Origin of the sequence: Catenulispora sp. EB89 (assembly GCF_041261445.1) — a bacterium.
Classification (GTDB): Bacteria; Actinomycetota; Actinomycetes; order Streptomycetales; family Catenulisporaceae; genus Catenulispora.
The window spans coordinates 214,338-230,683 of record NZ_JBGCCU010000012.1 but is presented as its reverse complement, the minus strand read 5'-3'; the positions used below and the strand labels follow the sequence as shown (position 1 = coordinate 230,683).

16 protein-coding genes are annotated in these 16,346 nt (G+C 71.3%); 8 read left to right on the top strand and 8 right to left on the bottom strand.

The genetic code is table 11. From position 1 onward, the window contains the following. Nucleotides 1-155: 155 nt before the first annotated feature. The 3 genes from ABH920_RS25465 to ABH920_RS25455 all read left to right on the top strand — a co-directional run bounded on the left by ABH920_RS25465 (nt 156) and on the right by ABH920_RS25455 (nt 2,656). Complete coding sequence (locus tag ABH920_RS25465) at nt 156-1,151, top strand: FecCD family ABC transporter permease (RefSeq protein WP_370351713.1); 996 nt, start codon at nt 156-158, stop codon at nt 1,149-1,151. Then, nucleotides 1,152-1,913, top strand: coding sequence for an ABC transporter ATP-binding protein (locus ABH920_RS25460; protein WP_370351635.1), 762 nt, complete (start codon nt 1,152-1,154; stop codon nt 1,911-1,913). It begins immediately after the preceding gene. Between the two features lie 143 nt (nt 1,914-2,056). Further along, entirely contained in the window at nt 2,057-2,656 is a 600-nt protein-coding gene (locus ABH920_RS25455) for a superoxide dismutase (protein WP_370351634.1), read from the top strand. Here the strand turns inward: ABH920_RS25455 and ABH920_RS25450 are convergent. The 4 genes from ABH920_RS25450 to ABH920_RS25435 all read right to left on the bottom strand — a co-directional run bounded on the left by ABH920_RS25450 (nt 2,638) and on the right by ABH920_RS25435 (nt 6,317). Beyond that, complete coding sequence (locus ABH920_RS25450; RefSeq protein WP_370351633.1) at nt 2,638-4,236, bottom strand: molybdopterin-dependent oxidoreductase; 1,599 nt, start codon at nt 4,234-4,236, stop codon at nt 2,638-2,640. The genes ABH920_RS25455 and ABH920_RS25450 overlap by 19 nt on opposite strands. Nucleotides 4,237-4,239: 3 nt before the next feature. Beyond that, complete coding sequence (locus ABH920_RS25445) at nt 4,240-4,434, bottom strand: hypothetical protein (RefSeq protein ID WP_370351632.1); 195 nt, start codon at nt 4,432-4,434, stop codon at nt 4,240-4,242. A gap of 253 nt (nt 4,435-4,687) precedes the next feature. After that, the gene (gene msrA / locus ABH920_RS25440) at nt 4,688-5,194 is read right to left on the bottom strand and encodes a peptide-methionine (S)-S-oxide reductase MsrA (protein ID WP_370351631.1); all 507 of its coding nucleotides are present in this window, start codon (nt 5,192-5,194) and stop codon (nt 4,688-4,690) included. 109 nt (nt 5,195-5,303) lie between these two features. After that, a complete protein-coding gene (locus ABH920_RS25435; protein WP_370351630.1) occupies nt 5,304-6,317 on the bottom strand; it encodes a LacI family DNA-binding transcriptional regulator in 1,014 nt (337 codons plus the stop codon). Nucleotides 6,318-6,422: 105 nt separating this feature from the next. Between ABH920_RS25435 and ABH920_RS25430 the strand changes: the two genes are divergently transcribed. Next, nucleotides 6,423-7,673, top strand: coding sequence for an MFS transporter (locus tag ABH920_RS25430; RefSeq protein ID WP_370351712.1), 1,251 nt, complete (start codon nt 6,423-6,425; stop codon nt 7,671-7,673). Nucleotides 7,674-7,720: 47 nt separating this feature from the next. Beyond that, nucleotides 7,721-8,257 carry a DinB family protein gene (locus ABH920_RS25425; RefSeq protein ID WP_370351629.1) on the top strand — a complete coding sequence of 179 codons (537 nt, stop codon included), beginning with the start codon at nt 7,721-7,723 and terminating at the stop codon, nt 8,255-8,257. On the opposite strand, the gene ABH920_RS25420 is transcribed toward ABH920_RS25425, so the two are convergent. The 3 genes from ABH920_RS25420 to ABH920_RS25410 form a co-directional block, all read right to left on the bottom strand. Next, nucleotides 8,252-8,920 carry a hypothetical protein gene (locus tag ABH920_RS25420; protein ID WP_370351628.1) on the bottom strand — a complete coding sequence of 223 codons (669 nt, stop codon included), beginning with the start codon at nt 8,918-8,920 and terminating at the stop codon, nt 8,252-8,254. The two genes, ABH920_RS25425 and ABH920_RS25420, sit on opposite strands and share 6 nt — an antisense overlap. A gap of 113 nt (nt 8,921-9,033) precedes the next feature. Further along, nucleotides 9,034-9,855 (bottom strand): ABC transporter permease, encoded by an 822-nt coding sequence (locus ABH920_RS25415; protein WP_370351627.1) that lies wholly within the window; start codon nt 9,853-9,855, stop codon nt 9,034-9,036. Continuing rightward, nucleotides 9,852-10,829 carry an ATP-binding cassette domain-containing protein gene (locus tag ABH920_RS25410; protein ID WP_370351626.1) on the bottom strand — a complete coding sequence of 326 codons (978 nt, stop codon included), beginning with the start codon at nt 10,827-10,829 and terminating at the stop codon, nt 9,852-9,854. Before ABH920_RS25410 ends, ABH920_RS25415 begins: the two co-directional genes overlap by 4 nt. Nucleotides 10,830-10,941: 112 nt before the next feature. Here ABH920_RS25410 and ABH920_RS25405 point away from each other — a divergent pair, with 112 nt between their 5' ends. Next, nucleotides 10,942-11,661 carry a TetR/AcrR family transcriptional regulator C-terminal domain-containing protein gene (locus ABH920_RS25405; RefSeq protein ID WP_370351625.1) on the top strand — a complete coding sequence of 240 codons (720 nt, stop codon included), beginning with the start codon at nt 10,942-10,944 and terminating at the stop codon, nt 11,659-11,661. A gap of 69 nt (nt 11,662-11,730) precedes the next feature. Here ABH920_RS25405 and ABH920_RS25400 read toward each other — a convergent pair whose 3' ends face one another. Next, nucleotides 11,731-12,468 (bottom strand): DUF4232 domain-containing protein, encoded by a 738-nt coding sequence (locus tag ABH920_RS25400; protein WP_370351624.1) that lies wholly within the window; start codon nt 12,466-12,468, stop codon nt 11,731-11,733. Nucleotides 12,469-12,657: 189 nt separating this feature from the next. On the opposite strand from ABH920_RS25400, the gene ABH920_RS25395 reads away from it, so the two are divergent. Next, nucleotides 12,658-13,881 carry a tetratricopeptide repeat protein gene (locus ABH920_RS25395; RefSeq protein ID WP_370351623.1) on the top strand — a complete coding sequence of 408 codons (1,224 nt, stop codon included), beginning with the start codon at nt 12,658-12,660 and terminating at the stop codon, nt 13,879-13,881. Between the two features lie 275 nt (nt 13,882-14,156). After that, the gene (locus ABH920_RS25390) at nt 14,157-16,316 is read left to right on the top strand and encodes a CHAT domain-containing protein (RefSeq protein ID WP_370351711.1); all 2,160 of its coding nucleotides are present in this window, start codon (nt 14,157-14,159) and stop codon (nt 16,314-16,316) included. Nucleotides 16,317-16,346 lie beyond the last annotated feature (30 nt).

Sequence of the window (16,346 nt, the reverse complement as noted above, 5' to 3'; positions counted from 1 at the left end):
CGGTGGCTGAGGCCGCAGCCGGGACCACGACTGAGGGCGCCGAAGCCGTGACCCCGGCGCATGGCCTCGCACTTCGCCCCGCACGTCGCCTGGCGCGGCGCCCCACGCGGCGACGGCGCGGCCCGCACCTGCTGTCCGGAATCCCGTTCGGAGTCCTGCTCGCGGCGTTGGCCGTGGCCCTCGTCGGCGCCGCCGCGATCGGGATCTCGCTCGGATCGGTGAACGAGCCGCTCGGCGCCGTCTGGCGCGTGGTCGGGGCGCACCTCTTCCACACCGGGACCACCGATCCGCTGCGGGACCAGATCGTGTGGCAGATCCGGGTGCCGCGGGTGCTGTTGGCGGCGGTGGCCGGCGCGGGGCTTTCGGTGGCGGGCGTCGCCTTTCAGGCCCTGGTCCGCAATCCGCTGGCAGACCCCTACATCCTCGGCGTCTCCTCGGGCGCGTCGTTGGGGGCGGTCGGTATCGCGGTCGCCGGAGGGGTGGTCGGCGGGCTCGGCCAGACCGGAGCTGCTTTCGTGACCGCGCTGCTCACCGTGGTCGCCGTCTATCTGCTGGCGCAGCGCGGCGGCCGGCTTCTGGACTCGTGGTTGGTGCTCGCCGGGATCGCCGTCGGCTATCTGGGCAACGGAGTGACCACCTATCTCCAGCTGCGCCTGAATCCGACGGAGTTGCAGGGCATGATGTTCTGGCTCATGGGCAGCCTGGCAGGCGCGAAGTGGAGCGATCTCGGGCTTCCGACCGCGGTCATCGTCCTCTGTCTCGCGGTCCTGCTGGCGCAGGGGCGGCGCCTCAACGCGCTCTCCGCCGGGGAGGACGCCGCCGCCGGTCTCGGCGTCCCGGTGGCGGCACAACGTGCGCTGCTGCTGGTCATCGGGTCGCTGCTGACCGCGTCGATCGTGTCGGTGGTCGGCGGAATCGGGTTCGTCGGGCTGATGGTGCCGCACATGACGCGATTCGCCGTCGGGGCCGACCATCGCAGGGTCCTGCCGGTCGCGGCTTTGGCGGGAGCGGTGTTCCTGGTGCTCGTCGATCTCGTCGCCCGCACGCTGAACCGGCCGGACGAGCTTCCGGTCGGCCTGGTCACCACCGTGCTGGGCGCCCCGTTCTTCCTGTGGCTGCTCCGCCGCCGCACCGCCAGGGCGGGTGGCTGAATGCAGCTGGAGCTGAAGGGCGTGTGTGTCGACATCGACACCCGCCCGATCCTGTCCGACGTCGATCTGCGGATCGCCCCCGGCGAACTCGTCGCGCTGGTCGGACCGAACGGCAGCGGCAAGTCGACGCTGCTGCGCACCGTCTACCGGACCCTGCGACCCAGGGCCGGCGCGGTGTTCCTCGGCGGCGACGATCTGCGGCGGCTGCGTCCGCGCGAGGCCGCGCTGCGGCGCGCGGTGCTGCCCCAGCATGGCGACGCAGGGAGCGAGTTCACCGCCGCCGAGGTGGTCGGGATGGGCCGGACGCCGCACCTGCGCTCGTGGCAGCGTCCCGGGGACGGCGACGCGTCGATCGTCGGGGAGGCGCTGGAGCGCGTCGGGCTGAGCTGGGCCGCGGATCGGCTGGTGACCACGTTGTCCGGCGGCGAGCGCCAGCGGGTGCTGCTGGCGCGGGCGCTGGCGCAGCAGGCGCCGCTGCTGGTGCTGGACGAGCCGACCAACCACCTGGACATCCGCTCCCAGTTGGAGCTGCTGGAGCTGGTACGGGACCTCGGCCTGACGCTGCTCGCCGCGCTGCACGACCTCGACCACGCGGCGAGCCTGGCCGACCGGGTCGTGGTCCTGCGGGACGGTGCGGTGGTCGCGAACGGGGCGCCGTCGGAGACGCTGACTCCGGCGCTCATCCGGGAGGTGTTCGGTGTTCGGGCGCATGTGGGCTCGCATCCGATCACCGGTCGGCCGCACATCGCGGTGGCGATCTGAATCTCGCAGTTGCGAAGAGCATGCAACTGCGAGATATTCGCAATAAGCTGGAGTCGGCGCGGGCCGGACAACGTGATGACCGCGATCCCGCGGGAGGACGGTTCGCGCCGCACAGCGCTGTCCGGAACTGAAAGGGTGCCTTCGTGGCTGTCTATACGTTGCCTGACCTGCCGTACGACTACTCGGCGTTGGAGCCGGCGATCACCGGGGAGATCCTGGAGCTGCACCACGCCAAACACCACGCCGCCTACGTCAAGGGCGCCAACGACACCCTGGAGCAGCTGGCCGAGGCCCGGGACAAGGAGCAGTTCGGCGGCCTGGTCGGGCTGGAGAAGACGCTCGCGTTCCACACCTCCGGGCACGTGCTGCACTCGCTGTTCTGGCGGAACCTGTCCCCGGACGGCGGCGACAAGCCCGACGGGGCCCTGGCCACGGCCATCGAGCGCGACTTCGGCTCGTTCGAGGCGTTCAAGACGCAGCTCACCGCCGCCACCACCGGCGTGCAGGGCTCCGGCTGGGGCGTGCTGGCGCACGAACCGCTGGCCGACCGGCTGATCGTGACCCAGGTCTACGACCACCACGGCAACGTCGCCACCGGCATGACCCCGCTGCTGGTCTTCGACGCGTGGGAGCACGCGTACTACCTGCAGTACCGCAACGTCCGGCCGGACTACGTCAGCAAGCTGTGGTCCATCGTCGACTGGGCCGACGTCGCCGCGCGCTATCAGTCGATCGTGACCTGAATGCTGTGGTAGCCGGTGGCCCCGTCCGGAAGCGTGTCCTGAACCACCGGCGTCTGCAGCGTCCCCGTCCCGTCGGTGCAGCGGACCGTCAGGGTGTGCCGGCCCGGCGTCGCGTGCCACGGGTAAGACCACTGCCGCCAGGTGTCCGGGGTGTCGGCGGCCGCCAGGTCCGCCGTCACCCACGGGCCCTTGTCGACCTGCACCTCGACGCCGGCGACGCCGCGGTGCGTGGCCCAGGCGACGCCGGCGACGGCGATCGTGCCGGCCGCCAGGGTCGCTCCCGTTCCCGGGACGTCGATGCGGGAGGCGGTCTTCACCGGCGCCTGCTGCGCCCAGCCCTCGCCCACCCAGAAGCCGGCGGCCTTGGCGAAGGTGGTGAGTTCGAGGTCGACGACCCACTTGGTCGCCGAGACGTATCCGTACAGGCCCGGCACCAGCATCCGGCACGGGAAGCCGTGCTCGACCGGCAGCGTCTGGCCGTTCATGGCGACGGCGAGCATCGCCTGGCGGCCGTCGAGCACCGCCTCCACCGGGGTGCCGATGGTCATGCCGTCGAAGGACGTGGACAGGATCTGGTCCGCCCCGGCCTGGACGCCGGCCTGCCGGAGCAGCGGGGCCAGCGGCGCGCCGAGCCATCGGGCGTTGCCGCAGTAGGGACCGCCGATGGTGTTCGAGACGCAGGTCAGCGTGAGGTCGTGCTCTTCGAGCGGCATCCTGAGCAGGTCCGCGAAGCTCACCGAGAACGGCCGGTCCACCATGCCGTGGATCCGCAGCATCCACTCGTGCGGGTCGACCTGCGGGACCGTCAGGGCCGTGTCGACGCGGTAGAACTGGGCGTTCGGGGTGAAGAAGGGCTCCAGGTCGGGGATGGCCGGGTGGACCGAGGCGGGCACTTGGGGCAGCGGCGTGGCCGCCTCGGGCAGGACGACGGCGGCGCGCGCCGGGGCGACGTTGTAGCGGGAGTTGAGCCACGCTCGGCTGCCGAAGCCGCCGATCAGGGCGCCGGCTCCGGTGCCGAACAACGTCACGAGGAAGCGGCGGCGTTCGTTGGGGTCGGCGGCTGAGCCGGAGACGGTCGGTTGCAGACTCCAGAGCGTGAGCTGGCGCAGCACGATGACAGTGGCCGCGCCGGCCAGCAGCGCCGGGAACCAGGAACCGACGCCGACGACCGGCCGGGTGACCGCCGCGACCAGCCCGAGCAGGCCGAAGGCGGCGGCCAGGCCGGTCCCGACGTCCAGGTACCGACGGGCCACGACGCCGGTGATCACCGACAGGACACCGATCGTGATGTAGACGCCGGTGAGCAGCGCGGTCTTGTCGTGCGAGCCGAAGTTCCGGATCGCCGCCTCCCTGAGCCATGCCGGGCTCAGCTCGATGGCCCACTCCCCGACCGCGACGACCGCCGCCTTCGGGGCGCTGGCACCGAACGCGGCGGACAGGGCCGCGCCGAATTCGCCCGCTGCGACGCCCACGGCCGCGGCGAGCAGCCCGATCACGCCGCCGGTCAGCACACCCACCGGACCGCCGACCAGCCAGGACCCGCGTCGGCGCCCGGCACCGGGCTCAGCAGATGTCTCCATCGGCTACCGGGAACCCCGGCTCCGCACCCGCCAGGCCCACGCGAGCAGGCCCAGCCCGACCAGGACCACCACCACGCCGAGCCCGGTGTACTGGGAGTGCCCGGTCATCGACGACCCGTGCATCTTGCCGGAACCCTGAGCGATCCACACGCCCCCGATCACGATCAGGACGATGCCGACAGCGCCGCGAATCCACATCATGGGCTCCGATTGGGAGGGAGGAAGAACTCTGACCGCTCTCGGTGACACGTACCAGACTGCTGCCGGGTTCACTCGTTGGTAAAGAGGCGCGAAGGGTGTCGGCGGGGCGCTGGGCCGTTCGAGGCCTCCGGAAGGTTCGCCATTCGCTGGTGGCAGCAACGAGCCCGGGCTTCCCCCCGCGGTGGTCACCGCGACGGCTGCCCGGGCTCGGGGCCGAAATTGCTACGTGCGCTTGTGCCTACGCCTCTACCTACGCCTCCGCGCGCCGCGGCAGCTTCCAGTTCGGCCGCGGGTAGTGGCACGTGTACCCGTTCGGGTAGTTCTGCAGGTAGTCCTGGTGCTCCGGCTCGGCCTCCCAGAAGTCGCCGGCCGGCTCGACCTCGGTGACGACCTTGCCCGGCCACAGGCCGGAGGCCTCGACGTCGGCGATGGTGTCGACGGCGACGCGGTGCTGCTCGTCGTTCAGGTAGTAGATCGCGGACCGGTAGCTGCGGCCCAGGTCGTTGCCCTGGCGGTCGACCGTCGTCGGGTCGTGGATCTGGAAGAAGAACTCCAGCAGGGCCCGGTAGTCGGTCTTCTCGGGGTCGTAGCCGATCTCGATCGACTCCGCGTGGTCACCGTGGTTGCGGTAGGTCGCGTTCGGCGTGTCGCCGCCGGAGTAGCCGACGCGGGTGGAAACGACCCCGGGCTGGTGGCGGATGAGCTCCTCCATGCCCCAGAAGCAGCCTCCGGCGAGAATCGCCTTCTCGGTGGCCATCGCTATTCCTCTTCCTTCGCTGGACAGTGGGTTTTGGGTCTGCCCCACCTATAACAACAGGGTAGGTGCTCACCCTTCCCGTGGCTTGGCGTGTCCATGGCCACCCGCGCTACGCAGCGGTCTTGGGCGGGGGACCGGTCGTGCCCCGGACCACCAGGTGCGGGTCGACGGTGACCTCGCGCTGGGCCACCGGCGCGCCGTCCAGGCGCGCGATCGCCCGCGCGACCGCCAGCGTGGCCAGCGCCTCGACGTCCTGGGCGACCGTGGTCAGGTCGATGTGGCCGAGCCGGCTGAAGCTGGCGTCGTCGTAGCCCACCACGCTGACCTCGTCCGGGACGGTCAGGCCGCTGCGGCGCAGCACGTCGAGCATGCCGGCCGCGCTCAGGTCGTTGAACATGGCGATCGCGGTGGGCACCGGGCCGGCCAGCAGTTCCCGGGCGGCGCGGGCGCCCTCCTCCTCGCCGAACCCGCCGGCCAGCACGCGCGCGTACTCCTCAAGACCGTGCCGCCGCATCGCGTCCAGGTAGCCCCGGCGCCGCTCGGCCGAGGCCGCGGTCCGGCCGCCGTCGACGTGCACGATGCTCCGGTGGCCCAGCTCGACGAGGTGGTCGACGGCCAGCCACAGGCCGCGTTCGTCGTCGGTACGCACGACGTCCACGCCGCGCTTGTGAACGTGGCGGAACACCGCGACCACCGGAAGCCGGGCGGTGAGCTGGTCCAACTCCCCCGCCGGCAGCTGCGGGCCGATCGCGATCAGCGCCGCGCAGCGGTCGCGCAGCAGGTCGTCGATCGCGGTGCGTTCGTCGCGCCGGGGGGTGACCGCGCTCAGCGCCAGCTCGTAGTCCACCTTGGCGGCCGCCTCGTACAGGCCGGTGAGCATGTCGTGGTGGAACGGGTGTCTGACGTCGAACACCACCCCCAGCAGCCGGCTCTCGCCGCTGCGCAGGCGCCGGGCCCGGCTGTCGGGCTGGTAGCCGAGGCGTGCGGCCACCTCCCGCACCCGCTGCCGGGTGGCCTCGCTCGCGCCCGGCACCCCCCGCATCACGATCGACACCAGCGCGACCGAGACCCCCGCCTCGGCGGCGACGTCGGCGAGTGTCGGCCGGCGCTCCCCTGACTGCATGCCGGAAGCCTACCGCCATTACTAGAACGTTCTAGGCAGGTTAACTAGAACGTTCTATAGTTTCGGATCGTGGAGCTCCCAGTGATCAGTCCCGGCCGCCGACGGATGGCCCTGCTCGCCCTCGCCCTCGGCGGCTTCTGCCTCGGGCTGACCGAGTTCGTGGCCATGGGGTTGTTGCCGGACGTGGCGCACGACCTGCTGCCCGCCGACTACGCGCGGTCCTCGCCGGACGCGATCGCCAAGGCGGGCTGGATGATCACCAGCTACGCCCTCGGCGTGGTCGTCGGCGCGCCCACCATCGCCGCGTCGACCGCACGCGTCCCGCGCCGCCGGCTCGTCCTCGGGCTGCTGGCGCTGTTCGTCATCGGCACCACCGCTTCGGCGCTGGCGCCCTCCTTCGGCCTGCTGCTGGTCGCGCGCTTCGTGGCGGCGCTGGCGCACGGCGCGTACTTCGGCGCGGCCGGCCTGCTGGCCGCCGCGCTGCTCGGCCCCGGCAACGAGGGGCGCGGGTTCGCGGTGGTGCTGGGCGGGCTGACCACGGCGAACATCTTCGGCGTGCCGCTCATCACGCTGCTCGGCCAGACGGCCGGCTGGCGTGCCGGGTACCTCGCGGTGGCCGGGCTGTTCGCGGTGACGCTGCTCGCGGTGTTCGCGGCGGTCCCGGAGATGCCGGCCGCGCCGGGCGGTTCGCCGCGGGCGGAGTTGGCGGCGTTCCGGCTGCCGAAGGTGTGGCTGATCACGGCCTTCGTCGCGATCGGCTCCAGCGGCTTCTTCGCGGTGAACAGCTACATCGCGCCGGTGACCACGCACGTGGCCGGGCTGTCCACGTCGGCGGTGCCGTGGGTGCTGGCGGTGATGGGCGTCGGGATGACCGTGGGCAACGCACTCGGCGGGATCGCGGCCGACCGGAACCTGCGACGCAGCATCCTGCTCGGCTTCTCGGGTGTGGCGGCGGCCGTACTGCTGTTCACGCTGGCGGCGCACAACCCCGTGGGGTTGTTCGTCAGCGCCTTCCTGGTCGGGACCGCGGCCTTGTTCATCGCGCCTCCGCTGCAAGCGCAGCTGATAATGGCGGCGCCCGGAGCGCAGTTGATGGGAGCCGCGGTCAACCAGTCGGCGATGAACGTCGCCAACGCGGCCGGGGCGGGGATCGGCGGGGCCGTCATCGGGGCCGGGTTCGGGTACCTTTCGGCGGCTTGGGCCGGGGTGGCGCTGACGCTGGTCGGGTTGTGTCTGGCGTTCCTGAGCTTGCGGCGGGATCGGCCCCGGGCGGGCGTCGGGGGCGCCGGGGGCGGTGGCGACGCAGTCACGAGGGAATCGTCGCCTCAGCTCACGCCGGTGGGTACGTCTCGGTAGGTGCCGCGCAACGCCGCACCGGATGTCGACCGAGACGGACGGACCCCATGCACGAGGTAGCAGCACTGCTCGCCGAGTACGACCGCGCCCGGACCTACACCGACGAGCTGTGGAAGGACCTCAGCCCCGACGAGGTCACCTGGCGCCCGCACGAGAACTCCAGCGCGATCGGCTGGCACCTCGGGCACCAGGCGCACGTCGCGCACTTCATGATCCGCAACCTGACCGCCGCCGAGCCCAGCCCCGACCTCGAACTCGACGCCCTGATGGACTCCGCGCAACCGGAACGCTTCCGCGGAGCGCTGCCGACCATCAAGCGGCTCACCGCCTTCCGCGAGACCGTCGCCGAGCGCGTACACGCGCGCATGAGCGACATCGCCGGCGGCCGGGTCGCGGCCCCGGGGCAGATGACGGTGGTCGCGACGCACCTGCTGACCGCGCTGATCAACCACGAGTACCAACACGACCAGTGGATCGGGGAGGTCCGCGCCGAGGCGCTCGGGCATCCGCTTCCTCCCGACCCGGACACCGACCGGGTGCTGCGCCTCGACGGGTACCTGGTACTCAGGGCTCCAGGGTCATGAGGACAGCTTCGGCACCAAGAGCTTCGCGAGCGCCCGCTCGGCGCTCTGCTCCTGCGCGGCGTTTTCCGCCCCCAGCTCACTCCTGCTGACGACCACGCTCAGGTTGTAGTAGCGGCCGCCGACCGCGAAGAAGATCTCGGGGTTCCGTCCGTCGGGGTTCATCGTGTCGAGCCTGGCCTTGTCGCCGATGCCACTGACCGATGCCGTGGTGATGGCCGAGGGATCGGGCGTCGAGGCGAAGGTGTCAGCCGTCACCTCCCTGATGTCGGCATAGGAGGTGTGGGTCCCCCACGTGCAACCCCACACCGCGCTGCCGTCGGAGGCGGGGTCCTCGTGCGCGCCGGTGTACGGGCCCTCGGTGCCGACCGCCGCAGCCACCTGGTCGGAGCTCAGAAAGGTACACGCGTCGTCGGTCCGCGCCGGAGCGTCGGCGCCGCCGGTCGTCGCGGCACTGCCGTCCGCCGTCGTGGCGACGCCGCCGGTGGAACTGATCGAGGTGTCGGGTGCCGTCACCGAGGTGTCGGATGTCGTGGCCGAGGCATCAGCGGCGCTGGTGGCGGCCGCCGCGTTCGGCGCCGCCGCACCGGCTGAGGAGGAGCAACCGGCCAAACCAAGAAGCAGCACGGCCATGACCGCTGGGTAGACCTTCGACTTGTTTGTCATAGCCCTCATACCGATGCCCGCTATCTCGAGAAGGATCTACCTGGATTTCAGGCTGCGTAGCGTAGCGGGCCTCGACGACGCACCCTGACGGCACAAACATCGCCAGTCAGGGACTACAGCCCGGCTCGGGCGAAGCGGCGCGCCGACAACGGCACGAACACCACCAACAGCGCCCCGGCCCACAGCAGGCTCGCGGTCACCGAGTGCGTCAGCGGCCACGCGGCGCCGTGACTGGGAACGCCGGGGACATCGGAGGCGCCCGGAACGCCGGGAACCCCGGGGTCGCCGAACAACGATCGAGCAGCCGTGGCCAGCGCGCTGAGCGGATTCCACTCGCAGATCGCGCGCAGCCAGGTCGGCATCCGGTCCGTCGGCACGAACGCGTCGGACACCATGGTCAGCGGCAACGTCAGCGGCGCCAGGTCGGCCGCGGTGGACGCCGAACGGATCGCCAGGCCGAGGTAGGTCCCGACCCATGCCAGCGTGTAGCGGAACAGCAGAAGCAGCGCGCACGCCGCGACCGCCTTCCCGAAGCCGTCGTGGATCCGCCAGCCGGCGACCAGCCCGGTCAGCATCATGACCACCAGGCCGTACGCCCCGATGACGGCCTCGGCGCCGGCCTGGCCCAGCGGCATCGCCACGCGGTTGGTCGGCAGCGTGCGCAGGCGGTCCATCGCGCCGCGCGCCTGGTCCATGGCGACGTCCACCATCGCCGAGGACAGCGCGGTTCCGGCACCCAGGACGAACAGGCCCGGCATCATGTACTCGCGGTAGTTCGAGGAGCCCGCGATGCCGATCGAGCTGCCGAACACGTAGCCGAACAGGACCACGAACACCATGGGCATCAGCATGATGGTGAGCAGGGTTCCGGGTTCGTGACGCAGCCGCAGCAGGTTGCGGTGGATCAGGGTCCAGCCGTCGACGAAGACTGTCATGCGGCTGCCTCGATCGCGGCACGTGGCTCGCGCGGTGCGGCGGGTTTACCGGTCACGGCGAGGAAGACGTCGTCCAGGGTCGGCTCGCGGATCCCGACGTCCCGGATCACGGCTCCGGAGGCGTCCAGTTCCCGCACGATCTGCGGCAGGGTCGGCACCGGATCCAGCGCCGCGACCCCGATGTGCAGGTTGGCGGCGTCGGCCTCGGGGCGGCGCCCGGTCATCCGCTCCATGACCTCCATGGCGCGCGCCAGGTGCTCCGCCGACTCCACGACGACGTCGAGACGGCTCCCGATCTGCGCCTTGAGCTCGGCCGGGGTGCCCTCGGCCACCAGACGGCCGCGGTCGATGACGCCGACGGCCGAGGCGAGTCGGTCGACCTCCTCCAGGTACTGGCTCGTGAGCAGCACCGTCGCGCCGTCGGCGACCAGCTCGCGGACGGTGTCCCAGATCTCCGTCCGGCTGCGGACGTCCAGGCCGGTGGTCGGCTCGTCGAGGAAGAGCACCTGGGGCGCGCGCAGCAGGCTGGCGATCAGGTCCAGCCTGCGACGCATGCCGCCGGAGTAAGTTCCGGTCAGCCGATCGGCGGCGGAGGTGAGGCTGAACCTCTCCAGCAGCTCGTCCGCGCGGCGCCGGGATCCGCGCAGGCCGAGCCGTGACAGCCGGCCGAAGATCCGCAGGTTCTCCCGGCCGGTCAGTTTCTCGTCGAGCGTGGCGTCCTGGCCGGCCACGCCGATCACCCTGCGCACCTCGCCGGGCTGCCGAGCGACGTCGAACCCTGCGACGACGGCCTTCCCGCCGCCGGGTTCGGTCAGCGTGCTCAGGATGCGCACGGTCGTGCTCTTGCCGGCGCCGTTGGGGCCCAGCAGGCCGTAGACCCGGTTCGGCGCGATGGCCAGATCGAGTCCGGCCAGCGCTTCGACCTGCCCGTACTGCTTTCGCAGGTCTCTTGTATAGACGATCGCTTGTTCCATGGCCCTCTCCCGAAACCGGTGCGGCGCCCTACTGGGTACGGCGTACGCGGTTCACGGTAGCCAACTGGGTACGGCGTACGCAAGTGGCTCGAACGGCGCTATGCTGGGCGTCGTGTCGGATCCCAAGCCCATCATCTGGATGCAGCCCGAGAAGCCCACGCGTGGCCCGACACCGACACACAGCCGCAAGGAGATCGCCGCCGTAGCGATCAAGATCGCGGACGCCGAGGGACTGGAGGCGGCCTCCGTGCGGAACATCGCGAGGAACCTCGGCTCCGGCGCGATGACGCTCTACCGGTACCTGCCCACCAAGGAGGACCTGTGGGCGGTGATGATCGACGAGGCGAGCGGGTTCGAGCCGCAGGAGCCAAGCGGCGACCTGCGCGCCGACCTGACGATTCTGGCGCGCCGCCGCCGGGAGAGCTTCCTGCGTCACCCGTGGCTGGCCCCGCTCCTGGCCACCCGCCCGATAATCGGCCCCAACTACCTGCGCGGGATGGAGCGCGACCTCGCCGTGCTCGGTGGCGCCGGCTTGAGTATCGAGGACGCGAGCGACGTCCTGAACCTGGTCTACTCCTGGGTCAGCGGCGCCGTCCAGGCCGAGCTGACCGAGCGGCAGAACGCTGATCAGACCGGCGTCGACCGCGACAGTTGGCGGATGCGGATGCGGCCGTATCTGGTGTCCCTGCTGGAAACCGGTGACTTCCCGCACCTGAGCAGGATGACCGCGGTGGCGGAGTTCGCCGCCCCGGACGAGCAGTTCGAGGCGGCGCTGGCGGTGATTCTGGGCGGCGTCGAGGCCCGATACTCGACGGCGCCCGAGACGGACTGAGCAGCTAGCCGGCTGAGCGGCCGATCCGGCGCGCCGGACGGCCGAGCCGCCCCGGCGCACCGGATCCCCTCACTGGCCCTGGCGGCCGGTCGTGCCGGAGACCACCGGGTGGATCTGGATCGCGGCGCAGGTGCCCGCCGGGTTGGAGATCACGGTGGGCGCGCCGGAGTTGGCGCTGCCGGGGAGCCACAGGTCCAGGGAGCCCAGCACGGTGGAGCAGTGGGCGGTCGCCGGGATGGGGATGTCCGACCCCTCGACCACCGCGGAAGCGACCTGGCCCGGGGCCAGCTCGACGTACGGCGGCTTCGCCGACGGGTCGGCCAGGCCGCCGATGTAGCCGTCGGGGGTCTGCTGGATGGCGGCCGTCAGCCCTCCTGCGGCCTGGACCCGCGGGTAGCCGGTGAGCTCACAGGTGCTCGAACCGTGGTTGGTGAACAGGAGCGCACCGCCGACGTGACCGCTGGCCGCACCGGTGTGGCCGAGCGAGATCGTGACGTCGCTCGGGGTGCAGGCGGCGGCGCGCGCCGCCGACGAGGACGACGAGGCACCGGACGGGGCGCTGCTGGACGCCGAGCCGCCGGACGACCACCCGCTGGAGGACGACGCGGCGGACGAGGTCGCGGACGCCGAACCCGTCGGCATGGACGTCGGCACGGACGTAGCCGTCTGCGTCGGCACACCGCCGCCGGACCCCGACGAGCCGGCCGCGGGCCCGCCGGCCGCCGACCGGCTGGCGCATCCGCCGATGGTGGCGACGAGCGCCGTGCCGACCGCGAAGAGAGCAAGGGCCTTGTTCGAACGCTGCATGAGTCTGTCCCCCGGAGTGAAGTAACTGGACTGTCGGTATCGAGACGTTTCACAGGGCTCTGAGGATGCAGTGGCAGTGGGACCAAATAATGTGGCCGTGCTCACAGTCCGGCAGAAGTCGTCTCGTCCGGCGCCGCCTCGCGTCCGTCAGCTATCTACTACGCAAAGCCACCGGAGGGACCGGAAGACGTGGATGCCCGTGACGTCGCGCTGCAGGACCTCGAACGCCGCTTGCGGCAGACGGTGGGCCCCGAGAGCGCAGCCTGGCTGCTGACCGACGACACCCTGAGGGAAGCCGCGGCCCTTGCCCCCGCAGGCGATCCCGAAGATGACTTGTACGCGTCCCACTTGCTCGGGACCTTCCATTGGTACCGCTACCAGATGCTGCTGCCCGGTGGCGGCGGCCAGGAGGACTTCGCCGCCGCCGTGCGGTTCCTGGAGCCGGTGTATCGGGTCGCGGCACAGGGCGTCCCCGATGAACTGCGCTGGCTGTTCGCCCAGGCCGACACGGCAGACGACAGCGAAGCCGATGCCGCGGCGGCGACCGGACGTGCCGCGGACCTGCTGGAGGGCTACCACCGGAGCGGACAGCTGCCGTTGCTGGTCCAGGCGATCGAGATGTTCCGCCGCGCACTCCACAGCACCCCGGAAGACGACCCCGATCGCGCCGCGTGTCTGAGCAACCTCGGTGTGGCCCTGCGAAGTCTGTTCGAGCGGACCGGCGACCCGGACCTGCTCGCCGAAGCGGTCGACGTCGCGCGACAGGCAGTCCAGACCACCGCCGAAGACCACCCCGGCAGAGCCACGTCGCTGACCACCCTCGGGAACGCGCTGCAGACACTGTTCGGGCAGACCGGAGACACGGACGTGCTCGCCGAAGCGGTCGACGTCGCGCGACAGGCAGTCCAGATCACCGCCGAGGACGACCCAAACAGAACCGCGCGCTTGAACAACCTCGGTGTCGCGTTGCAGAGTCTGTTCCAGCGGACCGACGACGTTGCTCTGCTGCACGAAGCGGCGGATGTCGGATGGCAGGTCGCCGACGCCGCCGCCGAAAACCACCCCGACAAAGCCGGTTTCCTGGGCAACCTCGCCCGGACGTTGCGGATGCTGGCCGAGCGGGTCGGGGACGCGAGGATGGTGACCGAGGCGGTCGTCGTCGCACGACTGGCGGTGCTGACCACGACCGACAATGACCCAGACCTCGCCGGGCGGCTGGCCAACCTCGGCATCGCGTTGCGGATGCAGTTCGCCGGACCGGAGACGTCGCCCTGGTGGCCGAGGCGGTTGACCTCACGCGCCAGGCCGTTCAGATCACCGCCGAAGATCATCCCGCGCGCGCCGGATACCTGTCCGACCTCGGCGTCGCGTTGCAGACGCAGTTCGACCGGACCGGAGACGTCGCCCTGGTGACCGAGGCGGTGGAGGTCGGGCGCCTCGCGGTCCAGGCCACGCCGAAGGACCATCCCGCTCGTGCCGGACGGCAGAGCGAGCTCGGCATCTCGCTGCGGACGCTGTACGAGCGGACGCGGGACACGGAACCATTGGTGGAGGCGGTGCACGTCGGACGGCAGGCCGTCCAGGCCACCGCGGAGGACGACCCCGCTCGCCTCTGGTACCTGGGCAACCTCGGAGTCGCCTTGCGCACGTTGTTCGTCCGGACGACGGACGACGCTTTGCTGCCCGAAATGGTGGACATCGCTCGACGAACCGTCCTGGCCACCGCTGAAAACCATCCCGACCGCGCCAAACACCTCGCCAACCTCGGTCTGACGTTGCGGATCATGGCCGAACACCTGGGGAACGCGCAGATATTGGCCGAGGCAGTGGACGTCGAGCGACTGGCGCTCGCGGCGACCGCCGAAGACCACCCCGACTACGCTGGACGCTCGGCCAACCTCGCGATCGCCTTGTGGTCGCTGTCCGAGCGAACCGGGGATGCCGGCCTGGCGGCCGAGGCGACGGAAGCCGCACGGCGGGCGGTTCATGCCACCCCGGAAGACGACCCCACTCGGGCCGTACGTCTGATCAGCCTCTGCATCGCGCTGACGACGCTGTTCGACCGCACCGGGAACCCGGAGACGTTGGCCGAAGCCATTGGGGGCTACCGATCCGCTTCGCAGAGCACCGCCGCTCCGGCCACCGTTCGCGTCTACGCGTTTCGTCAACTCGCCATGCTGGCCGGTTCCGGAGCCGTGGGCATCGCGGAGGCGTTCGCGGCAGTGGAGTCCGCGGTGGCCCTGCTGCCGCAGATCAGCCCTCGTACTCTGGCCCGCGGCGACCGCGAAAGCGAGCTCAGCGTGCTGGGCTCCCTGGCGGACGTGGCGGCGGAAGTCGCCCTGAACGCCGGTGATCCGCGGCGGGCGGTGGAACTGTTGGAGGCGACACGGGGGATGCTGGTCGCCGACACCCTCGGCGCTCGCGGCGGGGAGGTGGCCCGGCTGCGCGAGCGGCACCCGGAGCTGGCCCGGGAGCTCGAGGAGCTCCGCGACCGCCGCGATGCGCTGGAGCACTCCCCCGCCGGATTCCTCGCCACCGAACCGGATCTCAGCGTCGGTACGTCGGAATCCCGGCGTGCAGCCCAGGCCGAATGGGACGATCTGCTCAGCCGGATCCGCGCGGCCGACGGGTTCGCCGGATTCCTCGCGCCGGCAAGCATCGCCGATCTCACCATCGAGGCCAGAGCCGATCAGGGCCCGATCGTGCTCCTGACAGCAGGCTGGACACGCTGCGACGCGCTCATTCTCACCGGCGACGCGGTGGACCCGGTGCGAACCGTCAGCCTGGACCGGCTGACCCGGGAGGATGTCAATACCCGTATCCAGCAACTCCAGCAGGCCTCCTACACCGCCACCGACCGGGATCTGAGTCCCGAGTCCGGCCTGACCGGCCGACAGCGGGTCCTGGAGGTGCTGGCCTGGCTGTGGGACACGGTGGCCGAGCCTGTCCTGACGGCACTGGGCCACACCGGCGCGCCGGCGGAAGGCCAGGAATGGCCACGGATCTGGTGGTGTCCCGTCGGCCCCTTGAGCTGGCTGCCCCTGCACGCCGCGGGTCACCACGAGGATCTCACGGACACCGAGACCGACACCCACGGCGACGTTGACACCGACACCGACGGCGAGGCCAAAGCCAAACCCGACCACGCCATCAGGTCAGCGCCGCGTTCAGTCCTGGACCGGGTCGTGTCCTCCTACACGCCGACCATACGAGCCCTGACCCACGCCCGCTCGTACCACCTGCCGGCCGCGGCCAACGCGACCCTGGTCATCGCGGTCCCCGACGCTCCCGGCGCCAGCCGCTTGCCGGGCGTGGAAGCCGAAGCCGCCGCCGTGACCGCGCTGATCCCCGCAGCACTGCGCCCGGAACACCCCACCCGCGCGCAAGTCCTGGACGCACTCCCGTCGCACCCGGTGGCCCACTTCGCCTGCCACGGCCAGCCCGACCGGAACGACCCGGCCGCCTCCCGGCTGATCCTGCCCGACCACGAGACCCGCGCGTTGACCGTCGCCGACATCACCGCCCTGCGCCTGACCGGGACGCTGGCCTATCTGTCGGCCTGCGCCACCTCCGCGACCAGCCCCGAGCTGACCGACGAGGCCGTGCACCTGACCGGGGCGTTCCACCTGGCCGGGTACCAGAACGTCATCGGCACCCTGTGGCCGGTGGACGACGACGTCGCCACCGGCGTCGCCATCGGCTTCTACACCGACATCACCCACGGCGGCACCACGCCGCCCGACACCGACGCCAGCGCCGTCGCTCTGCACCGCGTGGTCCGGGCGCTGCGCGCCAGTGCCCCGGGCGCACCGGTCCACTGGGCCGCTCACACGCACACCGGGATCTGACGCGCGGCCAGGTGGTACCGCGGTCCGTAC